Consider the following 22,727-nt stretch of genomic DNA (forward strand, 5'->3'; position numbering starts at 1 on the left):
GAAAAATTTTGGGAGCGAAGGAACATACCCAACCAACCCACCTTATTTGATCCACCTTCTTAAATTTTTCAAATGGATGGAAATCAAAACATCAATCCATTTCGGTTGGAATGGATTTTGTTGCATTTTTTTCAAACTGTAACATCCGTTCCTTGGTAATTCCTATCAAATTATGGGTCAAATGCAAATTGGTAGATTTGGATCTAATTCCAATCTTTCATAAGAATCCGCAAATATGGTAGTGATTTTATTGTTTTCAAACTGCACTTTTTTGTCATAAAACCATTGTTTTGTGGAGTTAAATGCGTTAGATAGGTCAAAATCAGAAAGTTCCAAAAATTCTTTTGGAATTTCTTTTAGGTTCATCAGCTCCTCATAACTAAGATCTAAAAATGTATTTTGATCGTTCGTTTTGAGATATTTATTGATGTTTTCCTGGTTGGCAAAGTATTTTTTAGAGCTAAAGGAACCAGAAACCCATTGCCAACTGCATGTATTACTTGCTAAGTCTGCATCTAACAAATGATAATACATCCACTGAGAAGGTAGTTTCCAATAGGCACCGGAAAGATTACAAACTAAAGATGCGATGTACATGCGGACGTGGTTGTGCAAATACCCATTTTCATAAAAATCCAACAATTCCCTGTCGATCCCACTGATACCCGTCCCGAGAGAACTTTTTAGTATTGCCTTTGGGATTTTAGTGTGTTTCACATTCGGTTGGGGATGTTTCAAATCTTGGAATAAAAGATCTCCTTTATTCCTCCAAACTTCCTGAAAATAATCCCTCCAGGTAAGCTCTTGGACAAATTTTGTGATTTGGTATGGTTTGAAACCTAAGTTGGAAACATAATCAAATATCTGTTTTGTGGAAATGAAACCACGTGCAATGTATGGTGAGAGCAAGGAAACTGCCCCATCGATGTAATTGCGGGAGCTAGCATACAGGATCGGATTTACAGTTTGTATTCTTCTTTCGATGGATTTTAGGTCTGTTGGGAAGGTGACTTTCAATGGATTTACGAATGCCTAAGTGAATTGGTTAGTTCCAATCGTTAGACGGAAAATCCAAGTGATCCCTCCTTAATTTATTGACAATTGGAAGGATTTTCTTTAGAATCAAAAGTCATTTCCATGATTGGGTTCTGATCAGATGAAGCAGTTACAACAAATATGTGTTAAGTTATTAATTTTGATTCCGATGTTCCTTTGTTTTGGACCTTTGGGTGCAATCTCCTATTATGATAATGGCGAAACCTTAACGGTTATGGCTGAGAAAGGACTGAATCTGCGGGACAAACCATCCGCCAAAGGCAAAAAACTAACACAAATTCCATTGGGTGGTCAGGTAAAAGTACTTTCAAAAAAAGAAACGAAACCAGAAACAATTGATGGAATCAAAGGGTACTGGATCGAAGTGAGTTTTCAAACATCGAAAGGTTATGTATTTGATGGTTTCCTGAGTCGACTGCCTTCTCCTCCGAAACAATGTAAAGGTTTGAAGGATTACCTAACAAAATCGTATGGACCGAGCAAACTCGAAACAATTTCGATGGGAGATTACGAAGGTAAGTCTGCGTATCGTTACAAACAATCAATCTTGTATATGACAGAAGGAGGAGATACATTTGATTTGTATTTTCCTGAGATTTCGATGGAAGAGATGTATTTGCTTGGAAAACTTTGTCGAGAATTTACGGGTGATACTTTTACATTGGATGGATCCAATGCTTTCACTGCTCCCTCCAAAAATAAACAAGAGTTAATGATTCGTATTTATCAGGATGAAAATGGTGTGACCATCCTCAGAAAAGATTTATAAGGACGTAAATAAATTTCCATTGCCATCATTTTGAAAGGAAATCAAATCTGTATTGAGGACAATATGAAACTGATCAAAAAAATTATTTTAATCGTTGTGATCGTTGGTGCGATTGGGTTATCCTTTTACGCCTATATGGGTGGATTCCGTGAAGTTGAAGTGAAAGAAACAAACTTCGGACCAGTCGAAATTTTTATCTACACTCACAAAGGCGCTTACAAAAATTTAAATGAAAGTTGGGATAAATTCCAAAAAGAATGGGAATCGATAGGCCTTACAGAATGTAATAGTCTTGCTATTTACTTGGATGGACCAGAGACCCCAGAAGAAAATTTGAGATCTGTTTTGGGATGCCGTATGGATGGACTCTCCGATGCCCAAGTCAAATCGATCAAAACAAAATTGAATACATTCCAGATCCCTGCTGTGAAGTGTATCACAGCAACCTTTCCGTTTAAGAATATTGTTTCTTATTTCCTTGCGCCAACAAAGGTGTATCCAAAGTTTCAGGAATTCCTTTCCGATAAATCTGCCAAAACATCTGTTGCAATCGAAGTGTATGGCGGATCTTCAAATTTTGTTGATCACATTGATTTTTTTATGCCAATCGAAGTCAGTCGTGAGGCATTCGCTCCATTGGAAGGACTTTTCCAAACCAAGTAGGGAATGAAAATATTCCACTGTCCGATTTTGGATTCGAACAGTGGATTGTTGATGAAATACGTTCTTTCACTCTCCTTGGCCCAAAGAATAACCTGGAACTCCATCAAACTCATATAAATTTTCTGTTTTGATAAAGTCATAACCCTTTGCTTCTAAAATTGTAAGCACTGCTGTAATGTCTTTGTGTTGGATTTTTCCACCAGTTGGAGATACAAACCGGCATCGGAAATGGTCTGTTAAAAATGTTTCCTTTTGACCTTTGGGATAAACTTTTACTCCACGGTTAGTGATCATTTTTAAATGTAAAAATTGTTCTGCAATTGATTCTATGTTTTTACCTAAAACATCTGGGTTTCGATTGTTAGGAATATCTAAAAATACATCCACACCAACAAGTTCCTTTTTTTCCTTTTGATTGGATAAACTTAATTGAAATGACTTAGGTTTCACGAGTTCACTTGCAGTTAAAACATTTGGATCTTTTCCGAGTCGATCAATGATGGCATCCGCATATTCTTTGGTTCCAACTAGAATTGTGTTTTTCTCATTTTGATAGATATCTGCTGTCCGGTATCCGTCTTCTAAAGTTTTTAATACGGCATTCCGAATCAATTTTGCTTTTCCCGGTTTTCCTAAGTGGGTTAACATCATCACGGTTGCTTTGATCACTGCAGTTGGATTGGCAATGTTTTTCCCAGCGATATCAGGAGCACTTCCATGAACTGCTTCAAACATTGAGACCATATCCCCAATGTTAGCTGATCCACACATCCCTACAGAACCTGTTACCTCTGCGGCTATATCGGAAAGAATATCACCATAAAGATTGGGAGCAAGGATTACATCAAATTTTTGAGGTCGATTTGCAAGTAAAGCTGCGCCAATATCAATGATCATACTTTCCGCTTCAATCTCTGGGTATTCTTTTGCAATGGTCAAAAAAATATTAGCAAACATGCCATCAGTAATTTTCATGATATTGTCTTTCACCATACAAGTGATCTTCTTTCTTCCATTGGACCTAGCAAATTCAAAAGCATAACGAACAATTTTTTCAGTCCCTGGCACCGTAATCAATTTTAAACATTGAGTGACTTCTCTTGTTTGGCGGTGTTCAATCCCAGCATATGTGTCTTCTTCGTTTTCACGTATGATGACAATGTCCGTACCATAATGATTTGTTTTAATGAAAGGATCATATGTTTTTGCCGGCCTAACATTTGCATACAATCCTAAAGTTTTTCGAATGGTAACGTTTAAACTTTTGTAACCTTTACCTCTTGGTGTTGTGATTGGACCTTTGAGAATGGTAGGATATTGACGGATGGTATCCCAAGCATTTTCACCAATCCCAGAGAGTATTCCGGATAAATAAACGGAAGAACCAGCTTCGATTTTTTCAAATTGAATGCCTGACTTGGCATAATCTAAAATACGAATGGTTTGACCAATGATCTCTGGCCCAATTCCATCTCCTTCGATAAGTGTGACAACGACTTTATCTTTCTCGTCCGTATTCGATTGGTTTGGATTTTCTAATGTTTTTGTTGGCATTTTCGTCTCCTGGTATGTAAAATAATACGCGAATTTTAGTTCGTATATTAGACCCAGTGAAACCATTTTGGGTATAATTTTTTTTTATTTCCCCCCGATTTCCATTGTTGCTGCAAACAAATGGAAATCTTGGATGTAATTTTTTAGTTACTTTCTCTTATTTTGTTTTTGATCGAGAGTAAAATTCCAAGGACATGACAGATGATAGCCAATGGAACAAAAAATAAAGGGATAAGAGTCATTGGAAAATATCCAACGATTGCATTCGATGGATGAACATCATAGAATTGGAATGGGTAAGGTGCAGATAAAACTCCTACACTCAATGTATGCAATAATCCTAATAAAGAAACTACATTCCAAATTAATATCCAATTCGTATTGATGAACTTGAATCTGAATAACAGGTAAATGATAGGGGCTGTGATAGGAACAATGATATCAAAATTGTTTCCTGTAAATGTCATAATAGAGGGTTGAATTCCTGTAAATACGTTGGTGTAGATGATTGATTCTGGTATGAATCGCCAAACTTGGAATAATACCAGGTTTTCTTTTCCAAAATATTTGATTAAATCATAAAGAGGAGAACATATAATCAGATAAAGGCTTACGAGTGTAATAGAGAAACTAAGCAGAGGCATTCTCGGCGGAAATTTAAATGTTTCCAAAAAACCTAAATAGGAAAGATACAAACAAAATCCAAAGTAGAGTGAGATTTTAAACCAAATCTTTTTGATTTCATTTATCTGATTCGGGAATTGTTTTTTGCTATTTTTGAATCCTATCCAACTGATGAATAGGTAAAGGAGACAGGAAGAAACAATTGTGATCAATTGGTTAAACCAGGGGATGTAGATGATTGTTGTGTTCATAGACATCAGTCTATCGTACTCTTAAATTTTTTGGAATCTGCGACTTGTCATGGTTTGTATGAATCCCCATGACAATTGTCATGAATATAAGATTTTGAGATTGTTTTTGATAAAAAATAGAGAAATCTTTGGAATTTATCTCCAGTTGTGTTTGGTGATTCTCTATCAATAGTTTTGGAATATAAATTACTGAGATGGTTCCTGAATGTTCCATCGGAAATATCTAAATAAAAACGAATTTGTTTTTTAGAGAAACCTCTGATCATCATTTCTACGATTTCAATTTCTTTTTTTGTCAGTTGGTATGAATTCATTTTTGCAGTGATTTGAGAGACATTCGATTTTTCTTGGAATGCATTCCCTCCTATCAAACCATCATGATTTTGATTATGAAAAGCATTTGCTTTTGCATTGAATTTTTGAATCAATTGAAATAAAAAATAAAGAAACGCCATTCCAATGATAAATGAAATCAAATACTGGACAGATGGATTGGAATTTAAAGTCCATTGTAGCAAGATAAAACCTAAAATGGTGGTACCAAAGAGGGATAAAAATTCAGTAATATAATGGATCTTATGTTGAGACCAGTTCTTTGTTAATAAAAGAGAAAAGAATGCACTGATGATTGTATCAATCACCATGCCAAAAGGAAAAATAGGAACTCCATACAATGCTAAGAAATTAAAAGCAAAGCCAATCCACCAAACAAGGAGTAAATATGAGAAAACCGTAAAATCGTTTTCAACTTCCTCTTTAGGGCTTACTAATAAATAAAGGGAAATGAAAAATGATAAGAAGAAGCCAAAGCCAATTAGAATTTTTGCTCTGAGATGTAATATTGGCCAGAATCCCCAGTCGTATTGATTCCAACCTAAAATGAGAAAGGATTGTCCTAAAAAATAATCAATATTGATGAGAAGAAGGTATATGAAAGTGATGGCAAGAGATATCTTCATGAGAAGTGTGGATTGGCTTCTACCAGAAAGTGTATGGCTCATTTTTAGAAATAGATAAGGTATAAAAAAGATCACACATCGAAACAGATGAAATGCTAAATATGCTTCCTTTTCGGTTTGAGATTTGAAGACTCCGATTAGGAATAAGTTTCCAAACAGCAAAGCAATGGATATCCACTTTAAAGATATGAAGATAGGATATTTGAATCTTACTGATGAAATGAATACAGAAAGATTAGAAACTAGGGCTGCTATACATAATAATATTGGGATTTGTAATTCACCGATCATCCTAATTTTCTCCTAAAACATAATTTTGGTTTTTGATTATGTAGCCTAAAGGAAATCCTAGCCAATAGCCTTAAAAAAGATTCTCGCTTGAAGTTCCATGCCCAATTATGAAAATAACCTAGTTGTTAGTTTTCGATTTTAGTTTGTCATGAAAAGAAAAATAACATTCGAATTTTAAACATCATTTTTGACTTGGTGGTTTTTATGCCTAAGATTGTGGATCATCAACAGTATCGAGTTGAGTTATTATCGAAATCACTTCCTATTTTTGTTTCAAAAGGTGTGGCTTCCGTTTCTATGCGAGAACTTTCGAAAGAATTAGGTGTCTCCACGGGAACATTATACCATTACTTCCCAACAAAAGAAGCCTTATTCACTTCTATGGTCAAATACCTCGTTTCTTCGGATGCTGAAGCAATTCACAAGCTTTCGGAAGAAAGTTCAAGTATCATCGACATAATGAATTTTGTTGCTGGAAAAGAAGGGCATTTTTTAAATTTGATGTTACTTGCAGTGGATGTGAAACGACAACTTTCAGATTCACAGGAATTGATCCAATTAGTAGATGAATCGTTTTCAGCATATGAATCTGCCTTAAATAGATTTTTTCCAAAAGAAACCGATGGCAAAGGAGGTAAGGCATTTTTATCATTCTTTGTTGGTGTATTGTTTTTGAAATCCAAAGGTGATGAAGATACTTCCTGGATTGAGTTATTCGAAGGATTAAAATACCTGGGAGATCTTTTCTCCGATAAAGGTAAAAATTCGGATTCCTCAATCTCTTAAATATCGTAATTACATTTTATTGATAAACTCATCACCTATATGTTTCCATCTGATTTGATCCTGATTGCAACCATTCCTTTTACTTACGCACTGATTGGATGGTTTACAAATTGGTTGGCGTTAAAAATGACTTTTTATCCAATTCGATTTTTCGGTTATCCTCCTTATTTTGGTTGGCAAGGAATCATTCCAAGAAAAGCGAATAAAATTGCACATAACTTTGTTGAGGTGATTACTGAAAAATTGTTGGATGTGAAGGAAATTGCAAAAAAAATAGATGATACAATAGTTGAAAAAAAATTATCGAATGCACTGGAACCAACGATTCAAAAAGCTACAATCGATTTTGCAAATTCCATCGATCCAGAGTTTTGGAATAAAATTCCAAAAAATTTGCAAACGGAGATCATAGGAAAAATCAAAAAAGAAAGTGGAGTGATCATAAAAAAAATCACTCGTGAAATACAAGAAGACATCCATTCAAAATTGAATATTAAACATCTTGTATTTGAAAAAATGACTGGTGAAAATACAAAAACGATTGTCGAAATGTTCCAACGTGTTGGAGGACCGGAATTCAAATTCATCGAGCGATCAGGGCTTTATTTTGGATTCCTTTTAGGTTTGTTCCAACTAATTGTTTGGTTTTATTTTCCGATTGCATGGACATTGCCACTCCAGGGAATTTTAGTTGGGTACGTAACAAATTTTTTAGCAATTCAAATGATCTTTCGTCCAATTGAACCAAAAAAATATTTTGGAATTTTTGAATACCAAGGTTTATTTTTAAAACGTAAAGATGCTGTTTCACTCGCATTTGCAAAAATTGTTTCAGAACAAATTCTAAGTTCCAAAAATATTTTAGAAGAGTTGTTGTTCGGAAAGGCTGCAGAGATTTTACTCGCTGACATACAAAAAGAGATATTCATTCAAATTGATAAGATCACAACGTTTACAAAACCTCTCATTGCAGTCTCCGGTAAGTGGGCTACCTATGAAACATCGAAACTTGATATTTCTAAAACAATTACTGAAGCCACCATTCTCCATGCGAAAGGGTTAGATGATTATCTACATTCATGTATGGCCTTAGATACAATCATCACAAATAAAATGAAAGTTATGTCTGCGAAAGAATTTGAATCTATCTTACGTTCAGCATTCCAGGAAGATGAATTACTTTTGATTTTAATAGGAGCCGCATTAGGAGCTTTTGTTGGTTTTTTGCAATTGGTTTTGGTATCAGTTTAAATTATAAAAAAGTAGTGATTCCAAATCCAATGTGGAGGGCTTTCCCTCCGTAACTGAAGTTTGGATTTTCCGATGAAGGCTCACGTTTAACAATTTCTCTCGAACTCCACGACTGGTAGTCCAGTACAAAATCTAAAACAACTGCTTTTTTAAGCCCAGTGAGATAAGAAGAAGATTGATCGGTTATTACATAACTCATTCCAAACGTATAAATGTTTCGATCAAAATCAAGTAGGTTGGCCCTACCACTAGAATCCCCAATCGCACTAGGTCTTCTTGCATAACCCAAGCGAAAACTTGTATCTGGCCTAAAGAGGTATTCAAATCCTAACCTTAAATTGGTGGTGTCTTTTACTTCTGGGTTTTGGTTGTATGTGGACTTTGTTCTGGATAATTTATATTCACTCCATTTTTCTAGATTCACATCAAAAGCGAAACGGTATCGATCTTTTAAGAGGTAAGAGATTCCAGATGTATATACTTTTGGTTGGTATAAATCAAGTAAGGCCAAATCTAAATCCAATTGGATGCCGAGTAATGTTGTTTGAGCCCTCGTTGTCACAGGGTCTATTGATAAAAAACTTTCGCTTCTAAATGATAATCCAAAGTCAAACTGGTTCCAATGGAATTGTAATCCATAGATAGGATTGATGATTGGTTTGATTTGTAATATGACTTGTTGGTCAGGAGTGGATTCCTCTTTTGCGATGGGAACGTTTTTTAATAATACAGACCCACCACCTCTCACAAATGCATTAAAGCCAATACCAAAATAGAGATGATCTTTCCATAACTCATAAGCAAGTCCTCCCATAATACTTGGCCTTTCATTGGCAGCACCCGATTGGATGGGTCTCGGGACATTGGGATTTTGATCGTTGATGGTTACAATATTACCAGTGGCTGGGCTTACGATATGCAGCCCAAAACGAAGTTTATTTTCCATGTTGTAAATTTCATTTAAACTAAAGGTCAGTCCAAATGTGAGATGGTGGTCTTTTGTATTCGAAAGACTTTCCCTTCTTTGTAAATTTGTGCTGATTTTTGGATCAACATGATGATAAGAAAAGCTTACTTCATGAAAATTAAGTCGTTCTTCTTTTGGATTCGCGGTTGAATTTTCGCGAATGACTTCTTGTTCATTTTTTCTTGCGAGTCCTGCAATATTGTAAAGTGGTGCCGACGAATGGTTAACAAAAGAAGAAACAGCCCCTGCCATACCCGCTTGTTTGGGATACCCGCCATAAACATCACCATAGGAGCCGGCATGCACATAACGCACGCTAAATAAAAGTATGATACAATAGATAGTTTTCATTATTTTTTAGAAAATACAAAATTGAAATGATCAAACAAACTGAGTTCGTTATTACGATTGGCTTGGTCCAAAAACCAATAATCTGTTTGCATTGGTTTGGCCTCAGAACTTAGGATTTGGGAGAAGAGTTGGAAGGTTTGGCTTACGTTGTAAAATAAATCGTTTTTATCTTTTGAAGGAATTTGGATCATAGAACTTTTACAAAATTTTTCCAAGTCCAACCAAATTTCAGAAAAGGAATATTCGCTAATGGTTCGTTTGTAAAAATACTCAAAAAACGAAGACTCACCCGTTAAAGACTCCAAAATTTGTAACACAGGAATTGATTTTCCTGAAACTTCTTCGAGTAGATTGGGTAAAGTTTCTGAAAGGAACAAACTAACTCGATACCGTGGGTTTCCATTTTCTAAGATAAAAATTTGACCTAACCATTCTAAGATTCCATAAATCTCTCCTGAAGTTAAATTCGCATCTGATAATGTTAAAAAAACAGTTTTGAATTGATTGCTATAAGAGTATGGTGACTTTGCATTGAGTAAGGTAGAAAAAAAAGATTCTATATCATCAATGAATGAATAAGCAGAGTGATTCGGATTTTTCCCTCGCTCAATCACCAAACTACTAATGTAGTCCTCGATTCCATTGGAAAACTGATTGATGGAAAATTGATTGGACTCAGGACTTTCTACATCCAATTTCCATTCGTAAAATAACTGTTGTAAACCTATGATGGCTAAGGAACGACTCTCCTTATGATTAGGATCCCCAAATTGATAAATTGTTTCTAGTAAAGATGAAAGGAGACGGCCTTTACTCATTGCATTCAGGATACCATCATTCCATTTCCTTTGGTTTTCTATGAGAAAAGATAAATGGGATCGAAGTTGTGTATTTGGGTAATACAATGCCAGGTTTGGCATATTGGGGGAGCGAATTCCAAAAGCACCAGAATTCCCTCGAATCCGATACTGCCTGGTCATAACATTTCTGTTAGGTGATGCTGTGTCCTCTGTATCACTTGCCGCAGTTGGATCTAAACTTTCAAATAAAAATGGCCGGTTCAATACTTGGATAAAATTTGTTAACAATGTAAATGAATTTTTATTTTGTGATGGATCTGAAGTTAAAACAGATGCGTGGGCAATTGAAGAAATAATTGGCAAAAGGTGATTTCGTTTTTCCCAAAGGGAACCAAATGATATTTCTCGAATATTACCTTCGGCTAAAAAGCCAAGCCGTTCGACACTAGGAAATCCTGCTGATATGACTGGAGGAATTGGTCCATAAAATTCCGAAGGAGAATTGAATTTAGAAAACAAAAGTCGATACACTTGTTGGAAAGTTGTATCATCCACAAAACCTAAATTACTGCTGGCATTTGCGCTGATCCCATAACCCCATACCTCAACCAAAAAACAAGAATCACCTGCTAAATTGGAAAAGTTTTGTAAGTTTCCTTGGGATTTGATATCATTTTTAATGAATGTATTTGCATGTAACCACCTTCCTGAATCAAACTCACTGCATTGCGATTCGTTGCAGTATGGTTTCACATCTATGAGACCTTTTAAACCATTTGCAATGATGACAATATAAACTGCATCTTGGATAGTATCACCTAAAGCTTCCAAAGCAACTGGCACAACGATCACATATCGTTTTTGGTACATTAACCAATAAAAGTTTTTGTAAAATGCTTCTTCGTCCGATCCAACGGCTCTCTCGTTTTCTGGTATATTAATTTCTGTTATGTGATAGTCACTTCCATTACTAGAATCGAATTCTGGGTATTCAATGCCACCAAGCCCAACCCCTCGGACTTCACCATTTTCGGAATTGCGTACGCCGATTTTATATTTTGAAGTGTTCCATTCTTTTTGATAAATCAAATCATTACCAAAGGAGTCCTTGTAAACACGTCCATCGACAGTTTCAATTTGACCTAAATCATTTTTTCTGTTTTGGTTATAATATGGTCCTTGGCCCGAATACAACACCGAACTGAAACTTGCAAGGATCCAAGGTAAGGTCTTTGAATAAATAGGATCATTTGCATTGCTCAATATGACATCGTTTTCTATGCGTGATAGAACAGCAGTATTCAGGTTTACGTTTTCAACCACTCCATTTTTTTTCACTCGTCCAGAGATCGCCGAGTTCCAAATCGCTGCCGAGATTCCAAGGTTAGAAATTGAAGTACTCCGTTTGAATGTAACAGGTGAGTTGTTGAGTGTATAGGTTGTTTGATTTGATAATTGAACAGATGTGGTATTGGCTGCAGTGACGATTGTTCCGTTTGGGATTCCAATTCCGAAAACAGAATCCCCGTTTTGGATGGCCAAATCTGAATTTGGCAAACTGAGAACTTGTGTGGCACTGTTGGCATTTGCATTACGAACTACAATTCCAACTGATTTCAATTTTGATGATAAGCTAAAAAGGGAATCACCTAATGTAATGACACCACCAGATGAAGATTCAATTTGTGGTTCAAAAGGATCATTTGACCAGTAGTATCCAAAATCATTTGTCACACCAATTGTAAATAATAAATGTTCCAATAAAGAAATTGATTCTCCATAAACATCCAAGGTGCGATTTCTACTAAACAAATCAGCACTTAACATTTGGTAGAAGGAATCATTTGCTTTTTTTAATGAAGATGTGAACCTAAGTTTGTGGTAAGACTCCGCAATGTTTGAAATGTATGAATCATTCTGGTTTTTAATCAAGTTTGTTGGAGGAACAATGATTTGGCGAAGATTAATGATGAAGTCTTTCAAAAAAAAATGAATTTGGCTTGAGTGGTTAGGGTTGGAGTAAATCGTATTGAATTTTGTCCCTTGTGGTGTATAATAATCCTCTAAATTAATCAATAATTCTTTTAAGCTTGTACCACTTCGTTTGAACCCAGATCCAATGCCCGTTTGGTAAGAAAAACCTTCACCTATTCCCCCAATCATTTCAGATAAGGAGGAATAAAATTCAGGACTTTTGTATTGTAATATCCCTGATAGAATATTTGTTATGCCAGCTCGAGTTTGTTCATTTTGGATGATTAGTTTTCCAAAGATCCTTTCGATTTTTTTAATAAACGAAATTAGGTCTGCATCTTTTAGATTTTCATTGATCCTTTGGATGGAAAGAACGATCGCAGATTCTGATTTGCTTCGTAATAATTCTTTAAATGTTTGATTGGAAATTGGTATAAGATTTGGTAATAAATCAAATTGAGATTTTCTGATTTTATCTAAACTTGTTGAAACTGATATGAATAAATTTGGTTTGTTTTCTCTAAGAAATTGGAGCTCATCGGAAATAAAGCGTAATGATTGTTTGATGGCGTTACTTTCATCATTGAAAAGGTATCCTAAATGCAATAGAATATTGGATAAATTCCCCCGAATTGGTTCTAGGGAAGAGTTTAATCGAATGTTAAATTCGACTGCTTCTAGTTTGGTGAGTCCACTTTTTAAGGCCGGGAACCCATCAAATAAAGTAAACAGTTGGATCCCAGTTTGATTGAATATTCCATCCCAAAAAAGATTTTTATCTTGGTAATTGAGATCCTCTGATTTGCAAGATGGAAGGTATTGAAAGCAAATGAGTAATATTATAATTTTAGCTTTCATAGGATTATAGATTACAATTTCCCCAAAAGGTATAATTCGATAATTTTAGGTTGATGAGAAGGTAAGGATTTGATTCTGCAGTTGTACCACTCAGAGTTGAATATTGGGTTGGATAAGGTAATGTAACAAGATCGTTGATCCGAATTCCGCAGTTGGCTGCAATTTTATTTCCACTTGCATTTGGATCTTCTTTTGTGCCAGTCGTATATGAATAGTTTGGTGATCCGTAAAGATTGTCCTTTGCGAGAGATGCATTTTTTTTCTCCAAAGGAACGTATTCCAAAACATAATTGATCACTGGTATGATTAATTTTTGGATGGTTGGTTGGAATACTTCTTTGATTCCATCTGGATTCAATCCACTTGGATTGTCATTGTAAGTGTCTATAACTTCTAAACTATAAAATAAATCCAAATCATTATTTGGATTTCCATCATTAAATCCGTTTCGCACTGCATCACAGTCGATTTTTTTGAATCCAATTGCTAAATTGGCATTCGGAATATCAATATCGTTATTATCATCACATAAATTGAATTGAACTGCAGATACTTGGTAATAATCATTTTCTGATCCATTGCAGTGAGAAGGGTTTAGTCCTGGGCAACCAACGGCAGAAGTGAATTTGCCGGCACCAAACAAGAGTTTAGTAGATATACCTACTTTTAATGTTGTTAAAAGGTATTCATCATTTCCTTGTTTGCCATAAATTCTGAAAATAAGGTCAGTCCACTCAAAATCCATCAAAGGAGATTTTCCGTTATTAACTGTAACCGATTGATTCGTGTTCGAAAAACGTACATTTGGTGGTAGTAGAGGTTCCACTTTGAAAAAGATATCGTCAGTCTTTTGGATGGTTTTGATTTGCCCTTGTGAGTTTTTGAATTGAATTGAATTTCGACCAGGTGCCAAAACTTTTAAAATGGAATCTGCTTTTAGTAAAATTTGGAAGATTTGGAATAAACGATCACCGTCTCCACGAAACGTTTTGATTTGATCAGCAAAACTTTGGTTTAGTTTTAAATTCAGTATCCCATTCCACCAAAAATGATATAAGGTTTGGTTGATCGTATCAGAGTGAACTCCGACAAGAACACCTGAACCATCTGGATCATTTATTTTTCCCGTACCTTGGTTGCCATTTACGGAAGAACGGGTTAGTTGGGATCTAGGTGGAGTTCCGTTACTATACATTAAAAAACTATTTTCAAATCCAAAACCTTGGTGTGGTAAACTTGGTTTATCACTTAAATCATTTCGATTCAAACAAACTGTTGAATTTGGATCTGATTTTTGGCATACACTGACAGAGGTAGCAGCTGTTAAGTCAATTCCATCTGCATGAATGCGATTTGTATTTTCTTGTTTGAGATTCACACCAATATTGATTAGTGTTTTGTTGAATGGTGTGGGTAAATAATTTGGTAGGTTGATGTCGATACCATTTGCATTGGTGTCTTTTCGCATTTGGTAAAACAATGCATTTAGGATATTGGGGGTAACTGACTGGATGGTGTCACGGATCACACCTTGGACAACCCTCCATTGAATTCCAGGTATCACTGATTCTAATACAGCTTGGATGATGCTATCAAATGTTCCTGGTTTGATGGTCCGAACATTATATGCACAAATAGCAGAATTCCAAGCTGCCACTTTAAACTCCGTCGCATTCGGATTGTTAACCCAACCTGGTTGGTTTAAAATAGTAAGGTCAATGGCACCATTGGTACCTGGTATGGTGAAACTGGCAAAAGCTTGGGCTAAATGAAAATTGATATTGGGATCATAATTTAAAAATTCAGCGCCTGCATTACAACCTCCACTTGGACTCATTAAAAAATCTACATCGTAGACCGCACCGTTTGCAAGCCCACCCGCAAGCCCACCACCTGAATGCATAAACAATCGTAAGGTGCCTTTTAATCTTTTTCCATTCAGGTTGATATTCACTTGACCATTTTGTGTGGCACCAGCAGCAGGAATGAGTTGGACTAGTAAGTTATCATTCGGTATAGTGTTTGTTGTATTTTCAATTGTCATGTTTGTCACATAAACATCTGATTTTCCATTGGCTAAAAACCCACCCCAAGACCAATTGATCCTACAAAATGGACCAATGGATAATAAATGATTTAACTCTTTGTTTGTTCCGTAATCATTTGGATTTGATAAACAAGTTTGGCCAAGAGCATCCACCCCTGTTAAAACAGTTCCAGTTCGTTTCGGATTTTGCATAAAGGTCCTACCAATGTTTACAGTGGTTGCCATCACTGAAGCAGAACTTGAGTTGGAAACTGTCCAGACATTTCCACTCACTTGGTTTAAAAGAGTAGTCCCTGCTTGCAAACTTGGGTGGTTGATAAAAACTCCAGGATACAAATCATTTGAATTATCAAAACTGATTTGGTTTGATCCACTCGTTAGGTTTACAACCTTACCGATGTCAGGCCCCGCTGTTATTTTTAGATTGGAATTGGTTTCACCAAAGCCATCATTGGCTGCTCGACTGAGGATGAGTAAGGGAGCTGTTGTGAATGTACTTGTGTTGGGACATCCATCTCCTGATGGAATCGATCCATTGGTAACGATGGATTTGACAAACGTATTAGGTGCCAAGGAAACACCACGCAGAATGTGTCCTTCTTTGATTCCAGACAAACTATTAGGTTTTACCCTTGCACAATTGTTTTCCGTGGTACCTAAAAATTCTTGGATAGGATCACTGAATATTTTTCCTCCAATGCGAAAGTTGTCAGAGAGTGTTGTGAAACTGCCATTGGATTTGAATAACCGTTCTAACAACCTACCTAAAACATTGATTCCTTGGTTTCCTGTCCCCATATTGACTCTTGCAGTGGAAGGATTTGGTTCATTAGGATTTGGTGAAGTAGTCCCGTAGTGAAACCCAAAGACCCGATAATATAGTTTTGCACCTTTTTTGATTTCTAAGTAGTATGTATTGGCTCCATCGGATGGCCTGAGGTTTAGATCAGAAATGGTAGATAAATTTATATTGGTTTGCCAAGGGATAAACGATGTCGTTGGTGGATTGTTTAATTTTTTGATTTTTATTTCATCTGCTTCCAAAAATTCCGATATTGTCGTTTGGATCGTAACTTCTGGGGTAAATACTTTGTTTATGATAGCAGATTTGAAGTTAGGTGTTGGGTGTATCGAATAACCGTTCTGTAATGATATTTGAAAATAAAATGCAGGCTCTGTGATGAATTCTGTAACTAATTTTTGTCCTATACAATTTCCTTCATCGATCCTCCTAACACATTGGATTGTATTGTTAGAACCATATAACCTAGCGTCTGGCAATATGATATAATAGCGGGTATTAGGTTCTAAAACATCTAATGGATCCAATACTAACTGTCTATGTGAATTCCAATAACAATTACCAACAATCGCTTGGTTTTCATCATTCGGATTTTTAGTTATCTTAAGTAAACTTCCTCCATAAGGATTGATTCCAGGAAACCCATATGCATTTTGAAGGTTTTGGCAAATAGAATCCTGGTCCACCGAATGCGAAAATTCAATGATTATGGAATCTGACCTGGAAACTACCGAATAGGGTTTCATCACGATCGCACTGGCGTTCGTAGAACCGATCCCTCGAAGTTCCAAAAGTTTTTCTGGTTGGTTGGGATCATCTGAAACGATGCGTAAACTCCCTGATTTGCTCCCTGAATTTGTGGGTTGGAATTCAATTTCAAACTCAACAAATTGATTGGGTGAAAGGATTATATTTTGTGTGCCGTTATAGATACCCAAATTGATAAATTGAAATTGGTTAGTTTGGGAAGTAATTTCTGTGGAGACAATCGTGACCGAATCATTGCCTACATTTTTTAACCTAACTAATTTTTTTTCAGAAGTTCCAATCTGTTTCTCAGCAAAATGAAAAATTGAAGCATTCGAATAATCATTCCCATCAATTTCTAATTTCAATGTTCTAATCAAAGTTTGGTTGCCACCAGGGGCCGAAATAAAACTTAAGTCTAAGTTTGGCGGTAAATTGGGGACTTGACCGTTATTTGAACCAATGACAACATCACTAGCATTTGGTGGTGTGATGTTGTTAAAGTCGGTTGATTGCCCAACATTGGAATTTTGAGAGTTATTGTTTGTAAAAAATGATTCCAATAAGTTTTGGAATGAATTTTTTTCCTTTTGTCCACCAACACAAGAAATGACGAATAGAATACAAACAAAAATGATTTTTTTCATAACCGACAACTTCCTGTAAAAAGTATATTTTGAACTTTTGTATGCAGAATTAAGAAAGATTCATTCGTATTCCCTGGTATTGGCAATGTTTCTAAATCATATAAATCTAAGCCACAAGCACGTAATTTTGGAAGTGGTATATCGCGTGTGATGTTATTGATGAGAGGGATGATCAGTGATTTGACTAACGGATTGACTATCTCTTTTATCCCTGAAGGACGAAGGGCAAGTGGATTGTGAATTGGCCCTTCAAGAGGTTCGATCAAATAGTATAAGTCACCTATTTCTTTACTTGTGATTAGTTTTAAACTTGGATTTCCAATGGAAGCTAAAACAGAATTGGAAAATGTACAAGTTCCTGTGCAATTTGGTAAACTATACGTTCCAAAACTTAAAGTTGATTTTGAAGTTAAACTCAAACGAACTTTCGAAATGGTATAAAGACTTCCATCTTTACAATCAATGGAAGGGCAACTCGTACGAGTAGGGTCTGTCTTTTTTCCTTTGATTGTAATTTCCAAATCAGCGAAGTTGATTTGGAGTTTTGGCGTTTCTAAATCGGGTGTACCTGTTAAGGGGCTAAATCCGATATAAATCGGTTGGATTGGATTAAGGCTTAAAACAATATCATCATTTGGATAAATGGCCCCATTACTTGTTTTTAGATTGTTTTGCCCTGGTGCAAAAATTGTAACAATGGGATCTGCTTTTAATAAAGAAGTAGTAAGCCGTAATAAGGAAGAAGTGCCTGCAAATTGGTTGATGTTTTCGATAAATGTTTGATTTACTTCAAAATTAAAACCTCCATTCCACCATAAATGGTACAATGCTTGGTTAAGAAGATCGTTGTGGATTTTTAATAAAACACCTGGATATTCGTTTGCGTTTTGTAAATTGGAAGGTAACGGTAAGTTTGATTTTGTTTGGATAAAAGAATTTGTGCCATATGGTTGGATTGGGAAGGTTGATCGAGTATAACCAATGTTCCAAGGACAACGATTTGCATTGTCTTTTACGCAAGTGAGTAATGAAACGTCCAAACTACCTTCGATTCCAAAATTGGGTGATTGGTATTTAGTTGAGGTATCTGTTTTTAAATTCGCATTGAGTTTTAATGTGACTTTATTTAAAGGATTTGGTAAATAATCGGGAAGGTTTATCAATATTCCGCTATCGAGTTGGCCAAGTAAATTATTTAAAATCTCGGGCGTAACTCGCTCGGTAACATCCTTAAGTACATTTTGTACAATTTTATTTTTTAAACGAGGGATCTCTTGGTTGATCACATCGGCGACTATGGCGGCAACGGCACCTGAACCTGTCACTTGATTCACTTGGATATGATTTGCCCAATCTGTCACAAATGGGTTACAAGGTAAAATTGTATTCGGTGCAACGATGTTTGGCAAATCCAAACAATCGGTATTGGGTTGGAAATTTGTGGGGAAGTTGTTTGGATTTACTTGTAGAGTGATTTTACCAAGGGAATTTACTTGTAAATTAGATCTAACAAATGCTCTGCGAGAAATTTCAACAGGTGGATCTTCGTTGAATGCAAAAGCCACCTCATCTCCATCAGTTCCCTGGATTGATTCTCCATAATAAACTAAAGTATTGGCCAAAAGGTAATCAAAAAATTCAATTTCTTCGACTTTGATGACGATGGCAAATTTTCCTCTTAACTTTTTTCCAAAGACATTGGTATCAAAAATTCCATTTTGAATATCAAATTGAAAATTGAGATTTGTATCTCCAGAAGGAAAACTAGTTTCATCCACAACCAAACTTGTGATATAGATATCGGCTTTCGCTTTATAATCTACATTTGGATATGTAGCACTTTCAAAAATGCTTCCTTCCACCTCAATCCCACAAAATGGACCTATTGTCGAAAGGTAATCTATATGATAGGGAGTAGGTGCATTGGCTAATTTTGTAATTGGCCAAGGAAGGCAATTGCCACCCGGAAAAACATTCGATTTCTTTTGGATGAATTGGTTTAATGATTTGTCCGTTTGGGAAATTGAGTCATATAAGGTAAAATTACCTTTAGCATAATTTGTGATTAGTTCTGAAATAGCATTGATCCCTTGGTTTTGGCCAACTAACAGGTTTGCTACATTCGATAATTTTGAGTTTGTGTTACTTGTTAGTTCTCCGTATAAAAAATTTACACTAAAATAATTAAAACTTCCGGAAATCGATTCCAATCTGATAAAATATAGATTTGTTCCGATGTTAGGTGGAATTACTGTTGAATGTAATAGGTCGTAACTCATATGTGTTAGGCAGTTTTGATTGCATATCCTAACTCCTACGGCTACGATAGATGAACAAATTACAGAAAGAGGATCTGCCGACTGAGTTTGTCCAAGTTTACATAAAATAACTTCTTTTGTTTCCTCAGGGTAATTGATTTCTAAGTCGAGTCGCAAATTCGTTGTTTGGTTTTTGTCTATCACAATTCCTTTATCTGTGGAGACAGGGTAGGTAATGGATCCATTCACTACCAAACTCCTAGCCAACTGTATGTTTTTATTTGTATGAAAGGATTCTTGGAAAGGTAATAAGGAAATATTTTGATTTGCTGATTTCGCAATCTGGTTCAATTCTATTTCGTAATTTTGGTTTGAACCCAGTTCTTCCCCCATCCGAATGGATAAGTTGACGGGGCTTGTCCATCGTAAGGTAAAATTTGAGACAATAGATCCCGTTGTCAGATTGCGAATGGTGAGAGCACTCGCGACTGAGGTGGGATCCATCGCTTCGGAAAATTGAAGCTCAAGTGGTTTGTATCGATCGACACTATTCGGTAAAAACAAAAATCGTACTTCGGGCCTTGCACTCCCGAAACCTGAGGGTATTGGTAAATTGGGAACGCTGTTAGGTGGGTCAATTGGGGTTTGACCAATACCATCAAGTTTTGTTCCCGAAGATAAAACGGTAACCGATTCAGAGCTTGCAGAACTAGGTTTCTCATTTTTGCAATTGAGTTGGAGGATCGTAATTCCAATCACTACCCCCAATCGAATCCAATTCTGCCAGCCCATAAGTTCAGCTATTCCTTGTTAGATGCAATTAATCTTGCGATTCCACTTTTTTCATTGGCAATTTTTGCTAATTCCAATTCTTCTGGGCTTGCAAATTTTTTATCCCATTCCATCACTTTTGGAATCATAAGATAATGCCAAAGTGGAGGAATAAGAGCGACCACTATGGTTGTCAAATACCCACTGATCATCATCGGTGCATTGGGATAAGGTCTGAGGTCTTGGTAAGCGACTTCACCTTGTGCATGGTGGTGTGAATGCCTTGTTAAGTTAAACATAGTCCAAGAACTAATTCGTTTGTTTGTGTTCCAGGAATGCCTTGGCTGGACTGGTTCTTCTGGTAACCGAACCATCCCATAATGTTCCATATAATTTACGATTTCGAGTAATGTTTTTCCAAACAATCCAGCAGCGATGAAGAAGAACATTCCAGGCATACCACCAATCCAATATGCTAGGCCTACTAAGCTAAGGCTCATTAAATGGCCACGAAGGAAGGCATTATGGTATGAGAGAATTGATAAATTCTTTCTCTTTAATCGTTTGGTTTCAATTTTCCAGGCGCTCAGATTTCCTTTGATTGTAGAGGCAAGGATATGGTAATACACATTCCTTCCTCTTGGTGCAGTGGCAGGGTCTTCTGTTGTAGAAACATAACGATGATGGCCGTATACATGTTCTATGGAAAAAATTGTATCAAAACTGAAAGCAAGTAACCATCGACCAATGAACATGGAAATTGGATCCCAAGTTCTGTGAGTCAACTCATGGGCAGTGATTGTTCCAACAAGCCCAATCATAAGGCCCGTTAAAATCACTGCATAAAAATGTACGAGAGTTGGGGTGTTTGCTTTTGCTAAGTTGAAGTCATAACCGAATAAATCTGTGAGCCAAGATCCAAAACCTAATGTATCAGTTGGGCTTACTGTCCAGGTAGAACAGAAAAAGATTAAACTAAGAATTGGTAATGCCATCCATAATTGTAAGGTTAAAATTTCTGGTTTGGAATAACTAGGTGTACTTTTATCATCTCCAGAGATGGCATCCCCAACAATGTAAAAGAAGAGTAAGGAAAAAAATCCAATAGTGGTGTATGTTCCACCCATTAGCAAACTCACAACAGATGTGAGGCCCACCGCATGGAATAAAAAGAATTTGAGGTAATCGAAGAAACTAGCTTTGTATCTCGTTTTTTTATCATCAATTTGTAAACTGAGACTATGGTCGATGGTTGTGAACCGATCAGCAAATATCGATTGTTTTTCGATTCCAGATTGGAGGAGTTCTTTTGTTGCGATATCCACCATTGGAGGAGGGCCACACAAATATGCTTCTGTATCTTTTGTTAGGTGATCTTTTATTTTCGAAGTGACAAGCCCTCTTTCTCCTTTCCAAGAGCTGTTTTTTGGTTCTTCAGATAATATGGGAACAAAGGTAAACTTTCCTTTCCAAATTTTTTCAATTTTTTGGATTTCATTAATTTTGTATAAATCTTCTTTTTTGCGTGCTCCAAAAAGTAAAGTGAGTGGTCGTTTGATTCCATTTAATATCCCTTGTTCTAAAATCGCAAGGATAGGAGCAAGCCCACTGCCACCTGCTACCATGAGGATTGGATTTTTGTTTTCTCTTAGATAAAAATTTCCAAAGGCACCTTTGACTTTTGCTTTTTTGCCAACCAATGGTTCGTTAAAAATATAATTGGATAATTTTCCATTGGGAACTTTTCGAATGATAAAACGAACAATTCCTTTCTCATTAGGGGCATTTGCGATAGAATAATTCCTTTCGGCATCCAATCCTTCAATAGAAAGTGATACATATTGGCCAGCGTTGAAATTTAGTTTTGTATCGAGTTGGATGGAAATTTCACAGATTTCGTCAGTTAAAATTTTTTGTTGGAAAACTTTCCCGTAAATGGTTTCTTTATTTTCAACTCTGATGCTAACGTCTGTTTGCGGAATACTTTGGCATGCTAAAATGAATCCATTGTCTAATTCTTCATCGGAAAGTAGATACCCAGTTTCAGTCAGTTCTTTGACCTTGCCTTCCACGAGTTGGCATTTGCATGTGGCACATCCTCCCACTCGGCAGCTATGAGGGAAATCGATGCCTTGTCGTAAGGCAGCGCTGAGAATGTTTTCTTCTGGGCGCACTTGGATGGATGTGCCATTGATGATGACTTGGTTTGTCATTTTCTCCGTGTCTCGTTTCACCGACACTTTCGTTTTACCAGTGCTTGTTCGATCTGTTAGGAACATATCCAACTCCTTTCTTTCCATT

13 protein-coding genes are annotated in these 22,727 nt (G+C 36.2%); 4 read left to right on the forward strand and 9 right to left on the reverse strand.

Annotated elements, in window-relative coordinates; all coding sequences use genetic code 11:
- Window positions 1–177: 177 nt before the first annotated feature.
- On the reverse strand, window positions 178–1,017 hold the full coding sequence (locus EHQ62_RS00920; RefSeq protein WP_208720593.1) for an FAD-binding domain-containing protein: 840 nt from the start codon (window positions 1,015–1,017) through the stop codon (window positions 178–180).
- 139 nt (window positions 1,018–1,156) lie between these two features.
- On the opposite strand from EHQ62_RS00920, the gene EHQ62_RS00925 reads away from it, so the two are divergent.
- Together EHQ62_RS00925 and EHQ62_RS00930 are read left to right on the forward strand one after the other, a co-directional pair.
- Window positions 1,157–1,825: an SH3 domain-containing protein gene (locus EHQ62_RS00925; protein ID WP_135640394.1), complete on the forward strand. Its 669-nt coding sequence runs from the start codon at window positions 1,157–1,159 to the stop codon at window positions 1,823–1,825.
- Window positions 1,826–1,888: 63 nt separating this feature from the next.
- Window positions 1,889–2,488: a GyrI-like domain-containing protein gene (locus EHQ62_RS00930; RefSeq protein ID WP_135640395.1), complete on the forward strand. Its 600-nt coding sequence runs from the start codon at window positions 1,889–1,891 to the stop codon at window positions 2,486–2,488.
- 66 nt (window positions 2,489–2,554) lie between these two features.
- Here the strand turns inward: EHQ62_RS00930 and EHQ62_RS00935 are convergent, their stop codons facing one another.
- The 3 genes from EHQ62_RS00935 to EHQ62_RS00945 form a co-directional block, all read right to left on the reverse strand.
- Window positions 2,555–4,042 (reverse strand): NADP-dependent isocitrate dehydrogenase, encoded by a 1,488-nt coding sequence (locus EHQ62_RS00935; protein WP_135640396.1) that lies wholly within the window; start codon window positions 4,040–4,042, stop codon window positions 2,555–2,557.
- 143 nt (window positions 4,043–4,185) lie between these two features.
- Entirely contained in the window at window positions 4,186–4,917 is a 732-nt protein-coding gene (locus EHQ62_RS00940) for a hypothetical protein (protein ID WP_244241574.1), read from the reverse strand.
- A gap of 47 nt (window positions 4,918–4,964) precedes the next feature.
- A complete protein-coding gene (locus tag EHQ62_RS00945) occupies window positions 4,965–6,167 on the reverse strand; it encodes a helix-turn-helix transcriptional regulator (RefSeq protein WP_135640398.1) in 1,203 nt (400 codons plus the stop codon).
- Between the two features lie 204 nt (window positions 6,168–6,371).
- Between EHQ62_RS00945 and EHQ62_RS00950 the strand changes: the two genes are divergently transcribed.
- Window positions 6,372–6,953, forward strand: a complete 582-nt coding sequence (locus tag EHQ62_RS00950) for a TetR/AcrR family transcriptional regulator (RefSeq protein WP_135640399.1) — start codon at window positions 6,372–6,374, stop codon at window positions 6,951–6,953.
- A 39-nt stretch (window positions 6,954–6,992) separates the two neighbouring features.
- Window positions 6,993–8,204 (forward strand): DUF445 domain-containing protein, encoded by a 1,212-nt coding sequence (locus tag EHQ62_RS00955; RefSeq protein WP_135640400.1) that lies wholly within the window; start codon window positions 6,993–6,995, stop codon window positions 8,202–8,204.
- Between the two features lies 1 nt (window position 8,205).
- Here EHQ62_RS00955 and EHQ62_RS00960 read toward each other — a convergent pair whose 3' ends face one another.
- Genes EHQ62_RS00960 through EHQ62_RS00980 form a run of 5 tightly spaced genes read right to left on the reverse strand, consistent with a single transcriptional unit; the run spans window position 8,206 to window position 22,705 of the window.
- Window positions 8,206–9,522 (reverse strand): OmpP1/FadL family transporter, encoded by a 1,317-nt coding sequence (locus EHQ62_RS00960; RefSeq protein ID WP_135640401.1) that lies wholly within the window; start codon window positions 9,520–9,522, stop codon window positions 8,206–8,208.
- Window positions 9,522–13,154: a hypothetical protein gene (locus EHQ62_RS00965; protein ID WP_135640402.1), complete on the reverse strand. Its 3,633-nt coding sequence runs from the start codon at window positions 13,152–13,154 to the stop codon at window positions 9,522–9,524. Before EHQ62_RS00965 ends, EHQ62_RS00960 begins: the two co-directional genes overlap by 1 nt.
- A 4-nt stretch (window positions 13,155–13,158) precedes the next feature.
- Window positions 13,159–17,397 carry a hypothetical protein gene (locus EHQ62_RS00970; protein WP_135640403.1) on the reverse strand — a complete coding sequence of 1,413 codons (4,239 nt, stop codon included), beginning with the start codon at window positions 17,395–17,397 and terminating at the stop codon, window positions 13,159–13,161.
- Complete coding sequence (locus EHQ62_RS00975; RefSeq protein ID WP_135640404.1) at window positions 17,394–20,447, reverse strand: Ig-like domain-containing domain; 3,054 nt, start codon at window positions 20,445–20,447, stop codon at window positions 17,394–17,396. The genes EHQ62_RS00970 and EHQ62_RS00975 overlap by 4 nt, the downstream gene beginning before the upstream one ends.
- A gap of 8 nt (window positions 20,448–20,455) precedes the next feature.
- Window positions 20,456–22,705 carry a fatty acid desaturase gene (locus tag EHQ62_RS00980; protein ID WP_244241575.1) on the reverse strand — a complete coding sequence of 750 codons (2,250 nt, stop codon included), beginning with the start codon at window positions 22,703–22,705 and terminating at the stop codon, window positions 20,456–20,458.
- Between the last annotated feature and the right edge of the window lie 22 nt (window positions 22,706–22,727).

It is taken from the genome of Leptospira jelokensis, assembly GCF_004769635.1.
GTDB lineage: Bacteria > Spirochaetota > Leptospiria > Leptospirales > Leptospiraceae > Leptospira_A > Leptospira_A jelokensis.